This is a genomic window from Streptomyces sp. NPDC006314, from assembly GCF_040613075.1.
GTDB lineage: Bacteria > Actinomycetota > Actinomycetes > Streptomycetales > Streptomycetaceae > Streptomyces.
Genome location: NZ_JBEXRL010000018.1, coordinates 136,643 through 153,580 on the forward strand (window position 1 = coordinate 136,643; position 16,938 = coordinate 153,580).

17 protein-coding genes and 1 pseudogene are annotated in these 16,938 nt (G+C 69.5%); 10 read left to right on the forward strand and 8 right to left on the reverse strand.

All coding sequences use genetic code 11. From position 1 onward, the window contains the following. Positions 1-115 precede the first annotated feature (115 nt). Positions 116-346 (forward strand): annotated as a pseudogene (locus tag ABZ079_RS28340) (protein translocase subunit SecD); the annotation flags it as partial. A gap of 113 nt (positions 347-459) precedes the next feature. Then, entirely contained in the window at positions 460-831 is a 372-nt protein-coding gene (locus ABZ079_RS28345) for an NADP oxidoreductase (protein ID WP_356942261.1), read from the forward strand. A 60-nt stretch (positions 832-891) separates the two neighbouring features. Here ABZ079_RS28345 and ABZ079_RS28350 read toward each other — a convergent pair whose 3' ends face one another. The 4 genes from ABZ079_RS28350 to ABZ079_RS28365 form a co-directional block, all read right to left on the reverse strand. Then, positions 892-1,905, reverse strand: a complete 1,014-nt coding sequence (locus tag ABZ079_RS28350) for a TerC family protein (RefSeq protein ID WP_356942262.1) — start codon at positions 1,903-1,905, stop codon at positions 892-894. Positions 1,906-1,962: 57 nt separating this feature from the next. Beyond that, positions 1,963-3,123 (reverse strand): DUF6343 family protein, encoded by a 1,161-nt coding sequence (locus tag ABZ079_RS28355; protein WP_356942263.1) that lies wholly within the window; start codon positions 3,121-3,123, stop codon positions 1,963-1,965. After that, positions 3,120-3,503: a TraR/DksA C4-type zinc finger protein gene (locus ABZ079_RS28360; RefSeq protein ID WP_356942264.1), complete on the reverse strand. Its 384-nt coding sequence runs from the start codon at positions 3,501-3,503 to the stop codon at positions 3,120-3,122. Before ABZ079_RS28360 ends, ABZ079_RS28355 begins: the two co-directional genes overlap by 4 nt. Positions 3,504-3,624: 121 nt before the next feature. After that, entirely contained in the window at positions 3,625-3,957 is a 333-nt protein-coding gene (locus ABZ079_RS28365; protein ID WP_356942265.1) for a TraR/DksA C4-type zinc finger protein, read from the reverse strand. A gap of 983 nt (positions 3,958-4,940) precedes the next feature. Here ABZ079_RS28365 and ABZ079_RS28370 point away from each other — a divergent pair. The 8 genes from ABZ079_RS28370 (at position 4,941) to ABZ079_RS28405 (ending at position 13,167) form a co-directional block, all read left to right on the forward strand. Further along, positions 4,941-6,140 carry an acetyl-CoA C-acyltransferase gene (locus ABZ079_RS28370; protein WP_356942266.1) on the forward strand — a complete coding sequence of 400 codons (1,200 nt, stop codon included), beginning with the start codon at positions 4,941-4,943 and terminating at the stop codon, positions 6,138-6,140. Further along, entirely contained in the window at positions 6,140-6,766 is a 627-nt protein-coding gene (locus ABZ079_RS28375) for an HAD family phosphatase (RefSeq protein ID WP_356942267.1), read from the forward strand. The genes ABZ079_RS28370 and ABZ079_RS28375 overlap by 1 nt, the downstream gene beginning before the upstream one ends. 141 nt (positions 6,767-6,907) lie before the next feature. Beyond that, positions 6,908-8,431, forward strand: a complete 1,524-nt coding sequence (locus tag ABZ079_RS28380) for an AMP-binding protein (protein ID WP_356942268.1) — start codon at positions 6,908-6,910, stop codon at positions 8,429-8,431. Positions 8,432-8,516: 85 nt separating this feature from the next. Next, positions 8,517-9,209 carry a TetR/AcrR family transcriptional regulator gene (locus ABZ079_RS28385; RefSeq protein ID WP_356942269.1) on the forward strand — a complete coding sequence of 231 codons (693 nt, stop codon included), beginning with the start codon at positions 8,517-8,519 and terminating at the stop codon, positions 9,207-9,209. 144 nt (positions 9,210-9,353) lie between these two features. Continuing rightward, complete coding sequence (locus ABZ079_RS28390; protein ID WP_356942270.1) at positions 9,354-10,172, forward strand: SDR family oxidoreductase; 819 nt, start codon at positions 9,354-9,356, stop codon at positions 10,170-10,172. Between the two features lie 44 nt (positions 10,173-10,216). Next, positions 10,217-11,446, forward strand: coding sequence for an acyl-CoA dehydrogenase family protein (locus ABZ079_RS28395; RefSeq protein ID WP_356942271.1), 1,230 nt, complete (start codon positions 10,217-10,219; stop codon positions 11,444-11,446). A 1-nt stretch (position 11,447) separates the two neighbouring features. Then, positions 11,448-12,230, forward strand: coding sequence for an SDR family oxidoreductase (locus ABZ079_RS28400; protein ID WP_356942272.1), 783 nt, complete (start codon positions 11,448-11,450; stop codon positions 12,228-12,230). Then, entirely contained in the window at positions 12,190-13,167 is a 978-nt protein-coding gene (locus ABZ079_RS28405; protein ID WP_356942273.1) for a phosphotransferase, read from the forward strand. The genes ABZ079_RS28400 and ABZ079_RS28405 overlap by 41 nt, the downstream gene beginning before the upstream one ends. Here the strand turns inward: ABZ079_RS28405 and ABZ079_RS28410 are convergent. The 4 genes from ABZ079_RS28410 to ABZ079_RS28425 all read right to left on the reverse strand — a co-directional run bounded on the left by ABZ079_RS28410 (position 13,141) and on the right by ABZ079_RS28425 (position 16,569). Next, positions 13,141-14,547, reverse strand: coding sequence for an ATP-binding protein (locus ABZ079_RS28410; protein ID WP_356942274.1), 1,407 nt, complete (start codon positions 14,545-14,547; stop codon positions 13,141-13,143). The two genes, ABZ079_RS28405 and ABZ079_RS28410, sit on opposite strands and share 27 nt — an antisense overlap. Next, positions 14,544-15,290, reverse strand: coding sequence for a response regulator transcription factor (locus ABZ079_RS28415; protein WP_356942275.1), 747 nt, complete (start codon positions 15,288-15,290; stop codon positions 14,544-14,546). Before ABZ079_RS28415 ends, ABZ079_RS28410 begins: the two co-directional genes overlap by 4 nt. Before the next feature lie 190 nt (positions 15,291-15,480). Continuing rightward, a complete protein-coding gene (locus ABZ079_RS28420) occupies positions 15,481-15,738 on the reverse strand; it encodes a hypothetical protein (RefSeq protein ID WP_356942276.1) in 258 nt (85 codons plus the stop codon). 423 nt (positions 15,739-16,161) lie between these two features. Further along, positions 16,162-16,569 (reverse strand): PepSY domain-containing protein, encoded by a 408-nt coding sequence (locus ABZ079_RS28425; protein ID WP_356942277.1) that lies wholly within the window; start codon positions 16,567-16,569, stop codon positions 16,162-16,164. Between the last annotated feature and the right edge of the window lie 369 nt (positions 16,570-16,938).

Below are 16,938 nucleotides of genomic sequence, written 5' to 3' on the forward strand. Positions count from 1 at the left end.
CATGGCGCGCTCGTTGCACACCGTTCCCCGCGCGGGCGGTCTCGGCCCAGCAGCGGTGATCGCTGTCCTGCTTGCGGTCCTCACCGCCCTGATCGGCTCACCAGCGCAGGGCGCCGACGAGTCCGGCCAGCTGCTGCGTCTTGAGGCAGCCTCGCTGACCGGCAAGGACGTCAAGGAGGCCACCGCCCGGTTCGACCAGCAGGGCGGCGCCGGGTGGCAGGTCGCCGTCGACTTCAAGGGTTCCGGCCGCGACGGCTGGGCCCGCCTGACGGGCCAGGCCGCCTGCCACCCGGAGGGGGACCCGTCCCGAAGGGTCGCCATCGTCCTGGACGACAAGATCATCTCCTGACTGGGCCGCTTCGGTGAAGGCGGCCGATGTCACCGCGCTCGCACTGTGGTACGACGCGGCATTGCAGGTCGCGAGGTCAGCCGGGGCTGCACTGGCCGGGCAGGTCCTGGGTGGACATCTGCAACCCCATCGACGCCTCGACCATGGACGGGCGGGTGACACCCCCGGACAGCTCGGCTGCCGAGGAGATCCAGCAGGTCGTCGGCACGGACGTAAAGGTCGTCAAAGCGTTCACCACCACCTTCGCCGGTCCGCTGACGACAGGGGCGGGCCATGACTTCCCGCTCGACGTCCTGATCGCCGGAGACGACTCGGCCGCCAAGGACAAGATCGCGGAATTTGTCCGCTCCGGCGCGATGCGCCCGTTCGACGTCGGACCCCTGCGAAGAGCTCGGGAGCTGGAGGCGATGGGATTTCTGCACATCGCCATCCAGCAGCCCCTCGAGCTGAACTGGCAAAGCGCGATCAAGATCCTGCCCTGACCGTCCCGGACGTGTGCCCGGAGGTGTCGGGCTATGCGCCACCCCAGGTGCAGTGGTGCCTCACCGATCGCTGCGACTGTCGTGGCCGGCAGCCCGGGGCGGGCTGCCGAGCACAGCGCCGGCGTGCGCCCGGGCTGCGGGATCGCGCCGGGATTTGATCACACTGGCCACGGTCGTGACCGTGAGCACTGCGCCGATGACGGCCAAGGAGACGGCGGTGGTGATCTCGGGGATGCTTGATTCGATGCCGTGGCCCCAGTGCAGGACGAGCTTCACGCCGATGAACGCCAAGATGACCGCCAGCCCCGCCGAGAGGTACACCAGGCGATCCAGCAGCCCGGTGACCAGGAAGTACAGCGCCCGCAGGCCCAGCAGGGCGAACGCGTTCGCCACGAAGACGATGTAGGGCTCCTCCGTCACGCCGAAAACAGCCGGGATGGAGTCCAGGGCGAACAGGATGTCCGTCCCGCCGATGGCGACGCACACCACGAACAACGGCGTCACCGCGCGTCGTCCGCCGATACGGGTCACCAGCCGGCCGCCGTCATAGGTGTCGGTGACGGGCAGGAACCGTCGGCACGACCGCACGAGCGCGTTGTTCTCCACATCGGGGTCCTTGTCACGGTGCCGGTACAGCTGCACCGCCGTCCAGAGCAGCAGCAGGCCGAAGAGGAGAAACATGAAGGAGAACAGCGACAGCAGTGCCGCACCCAGAGCGATGAAGACAGCGCGCAGCACGAGGGCGGCGATGATGCCGAAGGTCAGTACACGCTGCTGATGCTCACGCGGCACAGCGAACGTCGACATGATGATCACGAAGACGAAGAGATTGTCGACGGACAGGCTCTTCTCCACGACATAGCCGGCGAAGTACTGCGCGCCGTACTCCCACCCCACTACCTGGGCGAAGACCACCCCGAAGACCATCGCGACCGCGATGTAGAAGATCGACCAGAACGTGGCTTCCCGGAACCCCACGGCGTGCGGGCGCACCGTACCCACCACCAGATCGACGGCAAGCAGCGCCGCGATCACGGCGATGGTCAGCATCCAGCCGACTGCGGTAACCGACATCCCAAGACCTCCGCGTCGCAGAGCTCAAGGACATCGCTTCCCGTCCGGAAGCGCCAGTCACCGCACTGTGGAGGGAGGACGTTCGCTCCTGCGGCGGCGGAGGACGACCGCCAGGTCCACCGCTGCGATCACAGCGAGTGCGGCGCACACTCCCGACAGCACCGCAAGTGGTGAGGAGGTCGGGCTGCTGCCGGGACGGGTCTGCGTTGACCACACGGCGAACAGTGCTGATGCGGCGATGAAAAGCGGCGTGTAGCAGATGGCCAACAGCAGGCGCAGACCGAGAGCGCTTCGGGCTGTGACAGGTTCGGTACCCGTTCTTTCGCGGCGGCGGCCGATGAAGCCCGGGCGTGATCCGGGCAGCGGGGTGTGCGGGTCCGGCGGCGTGGCTCTATTCTGCGGCCGGCTTCCCTTTTCTTGTGGCATGGCAGTCCCCATGGTGCAAAGGGGTCCCAGCGAGGGGTGGTGCTGGGCGGAGCGCAGGGCCTGGGCGGCTCCGCGCACGGCGGCGGTGTGCGGCTGGGGCACCGGCTGTACGGCGGCGTGCAGCTGCGCGGACAGCTGGGAGACCAGCTCCGGGTGCAGGGCCCCGCCCCCGGCGAGCAGCGGCCCGCGGTTGAGGGCGTCGACGAACTGCGGCAGCGGATCGTCGCACATCATGGTGGTGATCACGGCGGCGATGTCAGTGACCAGATCCGCCGGGCTGCTGTCCTCCAGGTCACGGGTGCCCATGGTTTCCCGCCGGGCGGTCAGGATCTCGCCGTCAGCCAGCAGCGCTACCTCGGTCAGGTGGAAGCCGAGGTCGATTACGAGCAGCGGACGAAACGGGTCAGCGCCGGTGCCCAGGGCGATGGCCATGACGCTGTCGAGCGCCAGCACGGTACGCGGGCGCAGCACCTGAAGGACGCCTACGGCGGTGGTGTAGTGCTGCTGGCCGCTGAGGACTGGCATGGTGAACGCGATCACCGGCTGTGCGTTCCTCGGGATGAGGTGGGCAAGCAGGTGGGACAGCATCCGCGCGGTACCGGCCGGATCGACGATGGTGCCGCGCTGGACGGGGTGGGCGGCGAGGTCGTCCGGGCCGGTGACGGTGGGCACGTCGATGATGCCGTGGTGGCCGGCCGTCCAGGCGCGTGTACGGGCGCTGCCCAGGTCGATGGCGATCGCGGGGCAGCGTCGGCAGGCCGGCCACGGCGAGCGACGAATAGTGGTGATCATGAGCGGGCCTCCCTGACCTGATGGCAGCGCCCGCAGTAGCGGGCCTGCGGCACGATGCGCAGCCGCGCCAGCTCGATGGGGTGCCGGCACTGCTGGCAGCTGCCGTACGTGCCTTGATCCATGCGCTCGAGAGCGGCTTCGACGTCGGCGAGGACCATGCGGGCCGAGGCACACAGCTTGATGTGGACCTCCAGCTGGGCGACCGCGGCCCGTTCGCGGGCGCGCTGGGCCCGGGCAGCAGCGCCCTGCCAGAGCTGGGCGAGCTGGTCCAGACGAAAGGCACGCTGCTCGTCGAGGTCCTCCCGCAGCGCAGACAGTTCGGCCGTGCTCAGGCCCGCGTTGGTGTCGGCCATGACGACCTGCTGGTTCACGACTTTCATCCCTTCAGGAGAGAAGCGGGGGGCGGGGCACCCCAGAAGGCTCCGGCCTCAGCCGGAGCGGCATGAAGACGACGGGCCCGGGCCCCTGTGTGCCCCTGTGGCGCAGGGAAGGCCGCGCTGATCAGCCGGTGCGCTGCTGGCAGGGCACGCAGCACCGCGCGTACGGCAGGATCTCCAGCCGTTCCACCGGGATCGACCTGCCGCACCGCTGGCAGATGCCGTACGTGCCCTGCTGCAGCCGGGCGAAGGCCGCGTCGATCTCCTTCAGTGCCTGTTCGATCGCTCCCCTCTGCATAACCTGCAGACCCTCGGCCTGCGGAGCACCGCCGGAGGCTTCGGCGACGGCCTGCAGCTGGGCAAGGCGGGCTCCGCGCTCGTGCTCCAGATGTTGGAGTGCCTCAGATGCACTAAGGCGTTCGACAGCAGAACCGGCGCGGGCGGAGTCCAGCGACATCAAGAAACAGTCCCTTCCCACTCAGCCGAGCAGGGAGACCACCGCGTTCGTGGCACTCTCCCCTTGGCCTTCCACCCTCACCGCCCGGACACCAGGCAGCCATCGGGCGCAGACCCCATTTCGGTAGGGGCACATAGTGCAGAGGGACCCGCCAGACTCAGGGAAAGCAGGAAGAGCGAACCGCACGACCTCGTTGAGGACCTGGTCGTGCCCGACGGCGTTCCCGAGGCCGCAGCGACCGTCCTGCGCACGGCCCGCGAGCTGCAGCGCCAGTCGTACTACATCGTCTCCGAGCTCTGCGCCGCACCTGCCTGACAATCACGGCTCGGTAACGGCACCAGGCGGAATGTCACACCCGTGGACTTTCACCACACCTCTAGCAGGTGACGGGGGGATTCCATCCGGACCCCCGCGCCACCTGCGTGAGGAGCCTGATCATGACGTACGCCAGCAGCGCCCGGCAGCCCGAACCGGAGTCCCGCCCCACCTATTCCAACGTCGCGCCCATCACCGCAGCTCACTCCCGCCCCGCTGACACCTCTCTCCCTTGCCCTGCGACGTCGGTGAAGGGGAAGAAGTCCCCCCGGCCAGGAAGGTGCAGGCCGATGCGCTTCGGATGCTGGGGTGCCTGCGGATAGCGACGGTTAGGCAGACGGCACAGGTGATCACGGCAGAGACGTCGGACGGCCGGTCGTAGGCGCGCAGGGCGATGAAGAAGCTGGCGGGTTGTCAAGACCGAGCGGCTCACAGTCATGGTTGAACTTGACGCCGAGTTCAACTATAACCGACCCGGAGGCCGGTTTCCGTCCCCTCCGCGGCCATGGCGCTGTCATCGGTCAGGGGAGGAGACAGTCAATGCGCGCTCGCAGCGCCGCAGTTGGCGTTCGGCACCGCCTCCTCGCATCGAGCCCGGCTCACGGAGCTCGGCATTTCGGCCCCGGAGCTCCCGGACGAACCGGACCAACAGGAAGCAGTGAGGCGACATGAGGGAAGCAGTCATCGTTTCGACGGCACGGACGCCGATCGGAAAGGCCTACCGCGGCGCGTTCAACGACACCCAGGCGCAGGAACTCGCCGCTCATGCCCTTCGGCACGCGGTGCAGCGCGCGGGGCTGGAGGGTGGCGAGGTCGAGGACGTCGTGTTCGGCTGCGCCGTGCAGCAGGGTTCCTCCGGCTTCAACATCGCGCGCCAGGCAGCTCTCCGCGCCGGGCTTCCGGACGCCGTGTCGGGGATGACGATCGACCGCCAGTGCTCGTCGGGCCTGATGGCCATTGCGACGGCCGCCAAGCAGATCGTCGCGGACGGCATGCAGGTCGCGGTCGGCGGCGGTGTCGAGTCGATCTCCCTGGTGCAGAACGACCACATGAACACCCACCGCGTGACGGATCCCTGGCTGGTCGAGCACAAGCCGAGCATCTACCTGCCGATGCTGCAGACGGCGGAGATCGTCGCCGAACGCTACGGCGTGAGCCGGGAGCGCCAGGACGAGTTCGCGCTGGTGTCGCAGCAGCGCACCGCGGCGGCGCAGGAGGCCGGCCGGTTCGACCAGGAGATCGTCGCGCTCAGCAGCGTCAAGAAGGTGCTCGACAAGCAGTCCCGGGAGGTGCGGGACGAGGAGGTCACCCTGACCCGGGACGAGGGCAATCGCGCGTCGACGACGCTCGAAGGCCTGGCCGGGCTGGCGCCGGTGCTGCCCGACGGTCAGGTGAGCGCCCACTCCAGCGTGACGGCGGGCAACTCCTCGCAGCTGTCGGACGGGGCTTCGGCGTCGGTGCTGATGGAGGCGGGGGAGGCGGAGCGCCGCGGACTGGAACCGCTGGGCGTCTACCGGGGTATGACCGTGGCCGGCTGCGGGCCGGAGGAGATGGGCATCGGTCCGGTGTTCGCCATTCCGAAACTGCTGAAGCAGCACGACCTCACCATCGACGACATCGGCCTGTGGGAACTCAACGAGGCGTTCGCCTCCCAGGCGCTGTACTGCCGGGACGAGCTGCACATCGACCCTGAGCGCTTCAACGTCAACGGCGGCGCGATCTCGGTCGGCCATCCGTACGGAATGACCGGTGCCCGCCTGGTGGGGCACGCCCTCATCGAGGGCAAGCGCCGAGGCGTCCGGTATGTGGTGATCTCGATGTGTGTCGGCGGCGGAATGGGCGCTGCCGGACTGTTCGAGGTCGCGTGATGGGGAAGGACCGAACCGCGGTCCTGGTGGACTTCGGCGGGGTCATCACCTCCAGCGTGTTGCGGGCTTTCACCGACTTCGGCGCCTCGCTCGGCGGCGATCCCCGCCTGCCGCTTGACCTCCTCGCCCGCGACCAGCAGTCACGTACCCTCCTGGCCGACCACGAGTGCGGCCGTATCGACACCGAGGCCTTCGAGCGAGGATTCGCCGAGCGCCTCCGCGTCCACGGCGCCGACGTGCCGGCCGAGGGCCTCACTGCCCGGATGCAAGCGGGGATGTCGATCGACCAGGACATGTTGGCGCTGCTCGGTGATCTTCGAGCCGCCGGTCGTCCCGTCGCGCTGGTGTCCAATTCGTTCGGCACCGGCACCTACGACGGCGTCGACCTCGCCGCTGTCGCCGATGTGGTCGTCATCTCCTCCGAGGTCGGGATCCGCAAGCCCTCCCGCCGGATCTACGCGATCGCATGCGAACGCCTCGGCGTCGACCCCGAGGAGGCGGTCATGATCGACGACCTGCAACAGAACCTCGACGGGGCGGCGCGGATCGGAATCGGGGGCGTGCTGCACACCGGTGCGGCCGACACCCGCCGCCAACTCGCCGAACGTTTCGGTATCACCGCCTGACCGCTCGGCGGATCGGCGCAGCCAGGTGCGTCATCCGGCCTCCCCGGCCGAAGGCTTGCCGGGGAGGCCGGGCCAACCCAACCGATCGGCGAGGGCGAGACCCGCACCGACATCTGCTCACACCCCCGGAAGGCACCACCCATGACCAGTGTTTTCGATCCTGTCTGCCGCCACGCGGCCGCCACTCCCGACAACATCGCCCTGCGCGGCGCCAGCGATCAGTGGACCTACCTTCAGCTGCGTGACGCGGGCCTCCGGTACGCCGGCGCCCTGGCCGCCGCGGTCCTGTCCCCCGGGGACCGGGTGCTGCTCGCGGCGCCGTCGGTGCCCGAGTTCGTGGTGGCCTACCTCGGGATCCAGGCCGCGGGCTGTGTCGTGGTGCCGGTCAACACGATGGCCACCCGGGCCGAGGTCGAGTACGTTCTCGGCGACGCCGGGTGCTCGTTGGCGATCGCATGGCACGCCCTCGGCCCCGCCGTCGCCGAGGCGGCCGCGGCGCTCAAGGTGCCCTTCTGGACGCTGTCCCCGGGCGCGTCGGTCACCGGAGCAACCCCTGCCGACGTCGTCGACCGGGACCGTGGCGAGACCGCGGCCATCCTGTACACCTCCGGCACCACCGGACGGCCGAAGGGGGCCCAGCTCACGGTCGGCAACCTGTTGTCCGCCGGGGAGATCGGCGCCCAGTGCAGCCGCGCCTCGAGCGCCGACCGTATTGGCACCGGACTCCCGCTGTTCCACGTCTTCGGCCAGGCTTCGGTCCTGATGGCGGCACTGACCGCAGGCGGCTCGATGTCGTTGCTGGCCCGGTTCGACCCCGCGTCGATGCTGGAGATGCTGCGCCGCGACCGGCTCACCATCATGGCCGGCGTGCCGACCATGTGGAACGCGATGCTGCACGCGGCGGGCGACGCGAACCCGGCGGACTTCGCCCAGCTCCGTGTCGCCGTCTCCGGCGGCGCCTCGCTGCCCGGGGAGATCGCGCGGGCCTTCGAGGCCCGATTCGGCTGCACGATTCTCGAAGGGTACGGGCTCACCGAGACCACCGCGTTCGGCACCTTCAACGACATCGACCGCGGCGGCAAGACCGGCTATACCGGCAGGGCGGTCCCGGGGCTGCAGGTCCAGGTGCGCGACGCCGACGGCAAGGAGTGCCCGCCGGGTGGTGTCGGCGAGGTCCGCATCAAGGGGCCCACGGTGATGCGCGGCTACTGGAACCGCCCCGCGGACACCGCCGCGGCGATCTCACCCGACGGCTGGTTCAGTACCGGCGACCTCGGCGAAAAGGACACGGACGGGGACCTGCGCATCGTCGACCGTATCAAGGACCTGATCATCCGCGGCGGCTACAACGTCTACCCCGGTGAGGTCGAGGAGGTTCTCTACGAGCACCCCGACATCGTCGAGGCAGCCGTGATCGGCGTTCCCGACGACCACTACGGCGAGGAGGTCGCCGCGCTCATCGCGACCCGGCCCGGGTCGGAACTCGGTGCCGCCGAGGTGTCGGGCTGGGCACGGGAGCGGCTGTCCGCGTACAAGATCCCACGCATCGTCCGGTTCGTGGACGCGCTGCCCAAGGGCCCGACGGGGAAGATCCTCAAGCGGTCCATCGACCGCAGCGCTTTCCACCGCGACAGCGCGCTCGGCGACGCCGCCGCCCGCCGCTGAACCTCGGAGACCGGGACATCAACCGGGCCCGCCAGCGCCTTTTGGATGTGTGACCATGGCGTCGGATTCAAGTAAAATCCCGCGGATGGACACCACTGCGCCAGAGGAGATCGACAGCGAGCAGGCACCGCCGGTGGCGCCCTTCTCACAGCTGCGCGAGCCGCCCACGACACAGCGCGGGGCGCGGACGCGGGCCGCTCTGGTGAAGGCCGCGCGGAAGGTGTTCGAACGGGACGGCTACCTCGACACGCGCCTGACCGACATCACCAAGGAGGCTCGCTGCGCGGCCGGATCCTTCTACACCTACTTCGCCAACAAGGAAGAGGTGCTTGCCGCCGTCCTGCTGGAGGCGCAGGAGGACATGATGCACCCCGGCATGGGCCGGGTGCAGGGTACCGACGATCCCTATGCGGTGCTCGAGGCGAGCAACCGGGCGTATCTCGCGGCGTACAAGCGGAACGCGAAGCTGATGGCGCTGCTGGAGCAGGTCGCACAAGTGGAGCCGGAGTTCCGTGAGTTCCGAAGGCGTCGCGGGGAGGCGTTCATCCGCCGCAATGCCCGGGGCATCGCCGAACTGCAGGCACGGGGTGTCGCGGACCGTGAGGTCGATCCGATGATGGCGTCCCGTGCTCTGTCGGGGATGGTCAGCGTCATGGCCTACAACGCCTTCGTGCTCAGCGAGGGGCAGGAAGAAGGTACGCCGGTGGACTTCGAGGAACTCGTGTCCACGGTGACCCGGCTCTGGGCGAACGCCCTGCGGTTCCCCGGCCACCACTGATCCGCCTGCCGGACAGTCGCTCATCCCCGCGGGGGATGGGCGGCTTTTTTCTTGCGGCACCATGCGGCCAGGCGTTGAACTTGACGTCAGATTCAATTATACAGGTCGGGGAGTATCGCACGCTGTCAACGGAGAGGGTCCGCCGTGAACGTTGCAGAAAGAGTCGCCATCGTCACCGGTGGTGGTGGCGGCATCGGCGGTGCACTGGTCGCGCGGCTCGCTCGCGCGGGTGCCCGAGTCGTCATCTCGGACCTCGATGCCGAGACCGCGCGGGCGGTGTCGGAGAGAGTCAACGCCGACCATCCGGGAAGCACCGTCAGCGCCGGCGCCGATGTGTCGGACACCGCCCAGATCCAGCAGCTGATCGCCCTGGCCGAGAACACTTTCGGTCTGGTCGACCTCTACTTCGCGAACGCGGGCATCGCCGGGGCCCCCGGCCTCGAGGCGAGCGAGCAGGACTGGGACCTCTCGATCGACGTCAACCTTCGCGCCCACATCCGTGCGGCGAGGCTGCTGGTGCCGGGATGGCTCGAGCGCGGCGAGGGCTACTTCGTCAGCACCGCCTCGGCGGCCGGACTGCTCACCCAGATCGGCTCCGCCACGTACGCCGTCACCAAGCACGCGGCCGTCGCCTTCGCCGAATGGCTGAGTGTCACCTACGGCGACCGCGGGGTCAGGGTCAGCTGCCTGTGCCCGATGGGCGTGAACACCCGGATGCTGTCCTCCGGAGAGGACTCCGGGGACGCGCTGGGAAGAGCGGCGACGCGGGCCGTCACGTCCGCGGGTGAGGTCCTGGAACCGGCCGAAGTCGCCGACGCCGCCCTGGCCGCGATCGAGGACGAGCGCTTCCTGATCCTGCCGCACGAAGACGTTCTTCAGATGTACCGGCAGAAGGGTTCGGACTACGACCGGTGGCTGCGCGGGATGCGCCGCTACCAGAGCTCCCTGCGGGCGCAGCCGTGAACCCGCCAGCCAAGCCCAATTTCCCTCCACCCTCAGGAGTTCGGATGTCCTTGTTCGAGATGTCGGACCGCGCCAAGAAGTACCAGGCGGATCTGCTGGAGTTCATGGATGCGCACATCTACCCCGCCGAAGCGGTCTACCACGAGCAGATGCTCGCGTCAGGCGACCCGCACTTCCACCCGCCGATCATCGAGGAACTCAAGGCGGAGGCGCGCCGGCGCGGACTGTGGAACCTCTTCCACCCGCACCCCGAGTGGGGGCCGGGGCTGACCAACCTTGAGTACGCGCCGCTGGCGGAGATCATGGGGCGCAGCCACATCGCCTCCGAAGCGTGCAACTGCAACGCTCCCGACACCGGCAACATGGAGGTGCTCACCCTCTTCGGCAGCGACGAGCACAAGGAGAAGTACCTCAAGCCCCTCCTCGACGGAACGATGGCCTCGGCTTTCGCGATGACCGAGCCGCGTGTCGCCAGCTCCGACGCCACCAACATCGAGCTGCGGATGGAGCGCGACGGTGACGAGTACGTGCTCAACGGCCGCAAGTGGTTCGCGTCCAACGCCCTGCACCGCAACTGCAAGGTGCTCATCGTCATGGGGAAGACGGACCCCACCGCCGCACCGCACCGGCAGCAGTCCATGATGGTCGTCCCCATCGACGCCCCCGGGATCACGGTGATGCGTGGCCTGCCGGTGTTCGGCTACCAGGACCGGGAGGGGCACGCCGAGATCGACTTCCACGACGTACGGGTGCCGGCCAAGGACGTCCTCAAGGGCGAGGGCGAGGGCTTCGCGATCAGCCAGGCCCGGCTCGGCCCCGGTCGTATCCACCACTGCATGCGGGCGATCGGCGCGGCCGAGCGGGCGCTGGAGCTGATGTGCCGCCGCGCGCAGTCACGGGTGACCTTCGGCACTCCGATCGCGGAACGCTCCAACATCCAGGACTGGATCGCGGAAGCGCGGATCGACATCGAGATGATCCGCCTGCTCACGCTCAAGGCCGCGTACCTGATGGACACCGTCGGGAACAAGGAAGCGCGCACCGAGATCGCCGCCATCAAGGTGGCGGCCCCGAACATCGCGCTGAAGATCATCGACCGGGCGATCCAGGTGCATGGAGCAGCGGGCGTTACCGACGACTTCCCGCTGGCCATGATGTACGCGTACCTGCGGACGCTGCGGATAGCGGACGGTCCCGACGAGGTCCACAAGCGAGCCATCGCCAAGCAGGAGCTGCGGCAGTACCGCGACACGGCCACGACGGCGGTGAGCTGAGATGACGGGACTCGATCTCACCGGTCGCACCGCCGTCGTCACCGGCGCCTCGCGCGGTATCGGGCTGGCGATCGCCCAGGCCCTCGCCGCCGCCGGCGCGAACGTCGTCCTCACCTCCCGCTCCCAGGAGGCGGCGGACGCAGCCGCGGCCCAGGTCGGAGGCACAGCGGTCGGCGTGGGTGCGCACGCGGTCGACGAAGAGGCGGCCCGGCGCTGTGTGGATCTGACGCTCGAGCGCTTCGGAAGCCTGGACATCCTCGTCAACAACGCGGGAACCAACCCGGCCTTCGGTCCGGTCATCGACCAGGACCACGGTCGGTTCGCCAAGACCTTCGACGTCAACCTGTGGGCTCCCGTCCTGTGGACGGGTCTGGCCACCCGGGCCTGGATGGGCGAGCACGGCGGTGCGGTCGTCAACACCGCGTCGGTCGGCGGCCTGGCCAGCGAGGCCAACATCGGGTTGTACAACGCGTCGAAGGCCGCACTGATCCATCTCACCAAGCAACTCGCCCTGGAACTCTCGCCGAAGGTCCGCGTCAACGCGGTGGCACCGGGTGTGGTGCGCACCAAGTTGGCCGAGGCTCTGTGGAGGGAGCACGAGGAGGCTGTCTCCGCCTCGATGGCGCTCGGGCGCATAGGGGAGCCGGCCGACATCGCCTCGGCGGTCGCCTTCCTCGTCTCGGACGCCGCGAGTTGGATCACCGGCGAGACCATGGTGATCGACGGCGGGCAACTGCTCGGTGATGCGCTCCCGTTCAGGCAAGGAGTCGGCATCGGTGTCTAGTGCGGACATCGTCGGAATCGACGCCGGGGCGGTGAACCGCTGGTTCAGGACCCTCGGCGTCGACTTCGCCGGACCGCTGACCTACGACCGGATCGGGCTCGGCCAGTCCGACCTGACCTACCTGGTGCGGGATCGGGAAGGCCGCAGGTGGGTGCTGCGGCGCCCCCCGCTGGGTCACCGGCTGGAGTCGGCGCACGACGTGGCCCGTGAGGCGCGGATCCTGACCGCTCTGGAGGGCACCGCCGTCCCGACCCCGCGGGTGCTCGGGCTGACCGTCCGCGAGTTGCCCGCCCTCGAGGACCTCGCCCGGCGCCTTGCGGTGGCCGTCCCGGAGCAGCGCGAACTGGCGCTCGTACACGGCGACTTCCATCTGCGCAATGTCATCACGTCCTACGACAGCGGGGAGGTGACCGCGGTGCTCGAACTGGGAGGTGTCCACGCTGGGGGATCCGTTGGCGGCCATGGGCAGCCTGCTGGCGTACTGGCCGGAACCCGGCGAGGAGGAAACCGGAGGCGATTTTGCCGCCTCCGCCCTCGAAGGCTTCCCGGACCGTGCCGAGCTTGCTCAGGCGTACCTGGCCGAAACGGGCCGCGACCCGGCGGCACTGACGTTCTGGCACGTGCTGGGGCCGTGGAAGGTGGCCGTGATCGCCGAGGGTGTGATGAGGCGAGCGATCGACGAACCGAGGAACAGGAGCGCCACAGGCACGCCCACCGTGGAACGCATCGATGCGCACGTGGACAAGGCATGCCGCGTCGCCGACGAAGCGGGGATCCGAAGAGGGGCCTGCGGCGCTTCCGGCGAAGGCGGGCGTGGGCCCATGAGGCGTCAGTCAGGACAGCGGCCTCGGCTTCAACAGCATGGGGCCTCCAGAAGAAGGGACGGTCCAACGGCACTTCGGATTGGTGGTCACCACCCGCGGCCTGCCACACCTGATATGGCGGTCGCCTGGAAGCGGCGTTCCCGGCCGACGGGGCGCAGACGGACGTGGGCGTCCAGACCACCGCCGGGGGCCGCCCGCAGGGTGATCTTTCCACCCGAGGCGTGCACGAGGTGGCGGACGATGGGCAGGCCCAGGCCTGTGCCGTCGTGGTGGGAGTCGGAGGCGCGCCAGAAGCGGTCGAAGGCCCGCTCCTGGTCAGCCTCCGGCATGCCGGGGCCCTGGTCGATGACGTGGAGATCGGTGCCGGGGGCGCGGGCGAGGGTGATGGCCGTGCCGGGTGGGGAGACCCGCAGGGCGTTGGCGACCAGGTTGTCGATGATCTGTTCCAGTGCTCCGGGGATCGCCCACACCGGGCCGGCCGCTGGGCCGGAGACCGTGATGGTGACGTGTTGCTCGGCGGCGAGTGGCTCCCACATGGCCGCCCGCTCGGCGAGGACGGCGTCCGCGTCGACGGGTTCGGGGGTGGTGGCGGCGTATTCCAGGCGGGCCAGGGCGAGCAGGCCGTGGACCATGCGGCTGAGGCGCTCGACCTCTCCGATCGTCTCTTCCAGACTGGGATGGGCGCGGGGGTCGAGGTAGGGCTCGAAGTTCTCCAGGCGCAGCCGCAGCGAGGTCAGCGGGGTCTTGAGCTGGTGGGAGGCTTCGGAGGCGAAGCCGTGCTGGGCTTGGAGCAGGTGCTGCAGGCGGGTGGCGGTGTGGGTGAATGCGGCGGCCAGGCGGCGCAGTTCGGGAGGTCCGCTGCTGGCGTCGGGCGGGTTGTCCAGACGGCCGGCGGCGAGCTGGGTGGTGGCGCGTTCCAGGGTGCGCAGGGGCCGGGTGATCCAGCGGGCCAGGGTGAACGCCACGAGCGCCACGGCGGCCAGGACGCACGCGCCGGCCAGGGCGAGGGCGGCCCAAATGCGGTGTTCCCGGTCGGTGACCATGGTCATCGGGTAGGTCACCCGCAGCGCGCCGCGGATCGTGGTGCCGGAAGAGCCCGGCATCGTTGCCGCCAGAACGTCACCACCGTCGCTGCCGGTGCGGGTGGCAACGGTGGTCTGGTTGCGCAGGGCGGCGGCGATGTCCGGCTCGCCGGCCAGCGTGGTCCCGGTGACGATGGTGCCGGCGGAGTCGGTGAGCACCTGGCCGGTGCGGTCTACGATCACGACACGGGCGCCCGTGTTGTCCTCGGCGTACTCTCTGGCCAGTTCCGGTAGGGCCGTCAGGTTGCCCTTCTCGATGTTCTCCTCGGCGACTTCGGCCAGCATCGAGGCGTCGCGTTCGACGCTCTGGGAGTACCGGGACTCCTCCCCGCGGGCGTAGAGGTAGCCGAGCGGGATTTCCAGCCCCAGCAGTACCAGCGCGAGGTAGCTGAGTATCAGGCGTCGGGTCATGACGCCCCCTCGGCTGGCCTGGCCTCACCGGGAACGGTGAGCCGGAAGCCGACGCCGCGCGCGGTGATGATCCAGGCGGGGTCGCCCAGCTTGCGGCGCAGTGCCGCGACGTGCGCGTCAAGGGTCTTGGTGGGGCCGAAGAAGTGCGGGTCCCACACGGTGTCCATGATCTGCTGGCGGGAACGTACGGCGCCGGGGTCGTCGGCGAGGTAGGCGAGCAGGTCGAACTCCCGCGGGGACAGCGCGATCTCGCGGCCTTGAAGGCGGACTTGCCGGGTGCGGCGGTCGATCTCCAGCGGACCCAGCCGCTGCGCTGCGGCTGTGGGCGCGAATGGCGGTGCTTCCTCGGATGCCTGAGCATGCGCTGCCTGGGGCAACGCCTGCTGGGCGCCGGTGCGACGGGTGACCGCCCGGATACGGGCCACCAGCTCCCGCACGCCGAACGGTTTGGCGAGGTAGTCGTCCGCGCCCAGTTCGAGACCGACGACCCGGTCGGCTTCTTCGCCCCGGGCGGTGATCATGATGATGGGGATCGCGGAGTGGGCGCGCAGTGCGCGGCAGACGTCCAGGCCGTCCATGTCTGGCAGCCCGAGATCGAGCAGGACCAGATCGGGAGCCTCACCGGTGTAGCTGAGACCGGCGGCGCCGGTGCGTGCCCGGTCCACCGTGAATCCGTACCGGCCGAGCCCCTCGGTGAGGGGTCCGGCGATCCGGTCGTCGTCTTCTATCAACAGCAGCCGCATGGCGACAGGCTCGCACAGCTGTGCAGCAGGAGCCGGAGCGTTCATCACAACCTGCCTGGACCAGAGGGAACGGACGATGCGACAGATCTGACGGAGCAGATGAAAAGGGGCCGCCCGGCCGATCAACGCCGGGGGGGATCGGCCGGACGGCAGCAGCGGGAGGGCGGTCGACGACGGAAGGCGGTGGGGATCAGCCGTCGTCGGAGCGGTCGCCGTCCTCGCGTTGGCCGTCGCGGCGGTCCTCGCGCCCGTTGTCCTCCCGTTCGTCGTCCTGGTGATCTGCGGTGACGGGGGGTGCGCTGGTTGGCGGTGCAGCGGTGCCGGTCCCCGCGCCGCTGTCCGCCGGCGGCACGGCACTGGTCGGTGGCTCGGACGGTGTCACCGGCTGCGAGGCGGAGACCTGACCGAGATCGGAGGCGGGACCGGGTGACGGGCTGGAGGAAACCATGTCGCTGACCATCGACAGCGCCAGGCCGAAGCAGCCGCGATCAGCAGGACCGTGGCCACCAGGAGCACCGGCTTGCGCCGGGCTGCCACGTGCGGCCACCCGCCCGCCGCCTGCCCGCCCCCACGGACCGCGCTGGAGCCTCCGTTACCGGTGTGCACTTGGACGGAGACACTGTCCGCGGCATCCGCGGCCCGCGCGGGCGGCTCACCCGCCGCCCAGTCCTGCGCGGAGGCCGACGCGGGATAGTAGAAGGAGTCGTCCGCGTAGAGGTCCCCTAACCGGCCGGCCCGGCATCGGCGGGCAGACGGTCGAAGACCACCGTCCCGGCAACGTCCGGCTGCGAGGCCGGCTCTGAACGGCTGGGATCCACCGGCATGACGCCTGCTCCTGTTCGCGAGACGGTTCAGCACAACGGCAGGGCCGTCAGCCCCCGTTCTCCTCGGTGCCCTCCTGTGCGGTGCCGGTGACGTTGTAGCTCTTGTCCAGGTAGACCTCGACCGACGTGCCGTCCGACTTCTTGACCTCCACCGCGAGCATGCCGGGCTTCTCCCTGTCCTCCTCGGACTTCACGACCGTGCCCGGGTACTTGGCCAGCGCCGCCGCCTCAGCCTTCTGCTTGATCGCGCCGGTCAGCGGCGTCTCCTTCTCCTCACCGGCCTCGTCCTCGGCCGCGCCCGCCTGGGTGTCCCCGGCGTTCTGCGCCGACTGCTGGGTGTCCGCGGCCTTCGAGCTGCCGGAGTCGGAGGCGGACCCCCCACCACAGGCGACCAGAGCGAACATCAGCACGGCGGCGGGAGCGGCGAGCAGGGCACGACGAGGCAAAGCACGCATCAGGAATCTCCGAAACGAACGCGGGGTGCGGTGGTCCGTGTGGCCGGATCACCGGGGGACACACATGACCCTAGAAACCCACCCTCCAGAGCACGTCCAACACAGGACAGCAACAGACCAGCAAACCCCCAATGTTTCGCCAGAGGTTGTTGTCGGTTGGCTTCCGGGTCGACCGGGCCCCGACGCCGAAGCGACCGCATCCCATGGCGGTCAAGTGCCGTGGAAGGAGATGACGGTGGCGGGGATACGGGAGCGTGAGGACGCGCGCGGGGGGGGGGGGGGGGGGGCCCCCCCCCCCCCCAGGGCGGGGTGGAACACCACTTGGGGGAACGGGATGCGTGGCTGGGGAGTATGGTCGGCGGGGGTGGG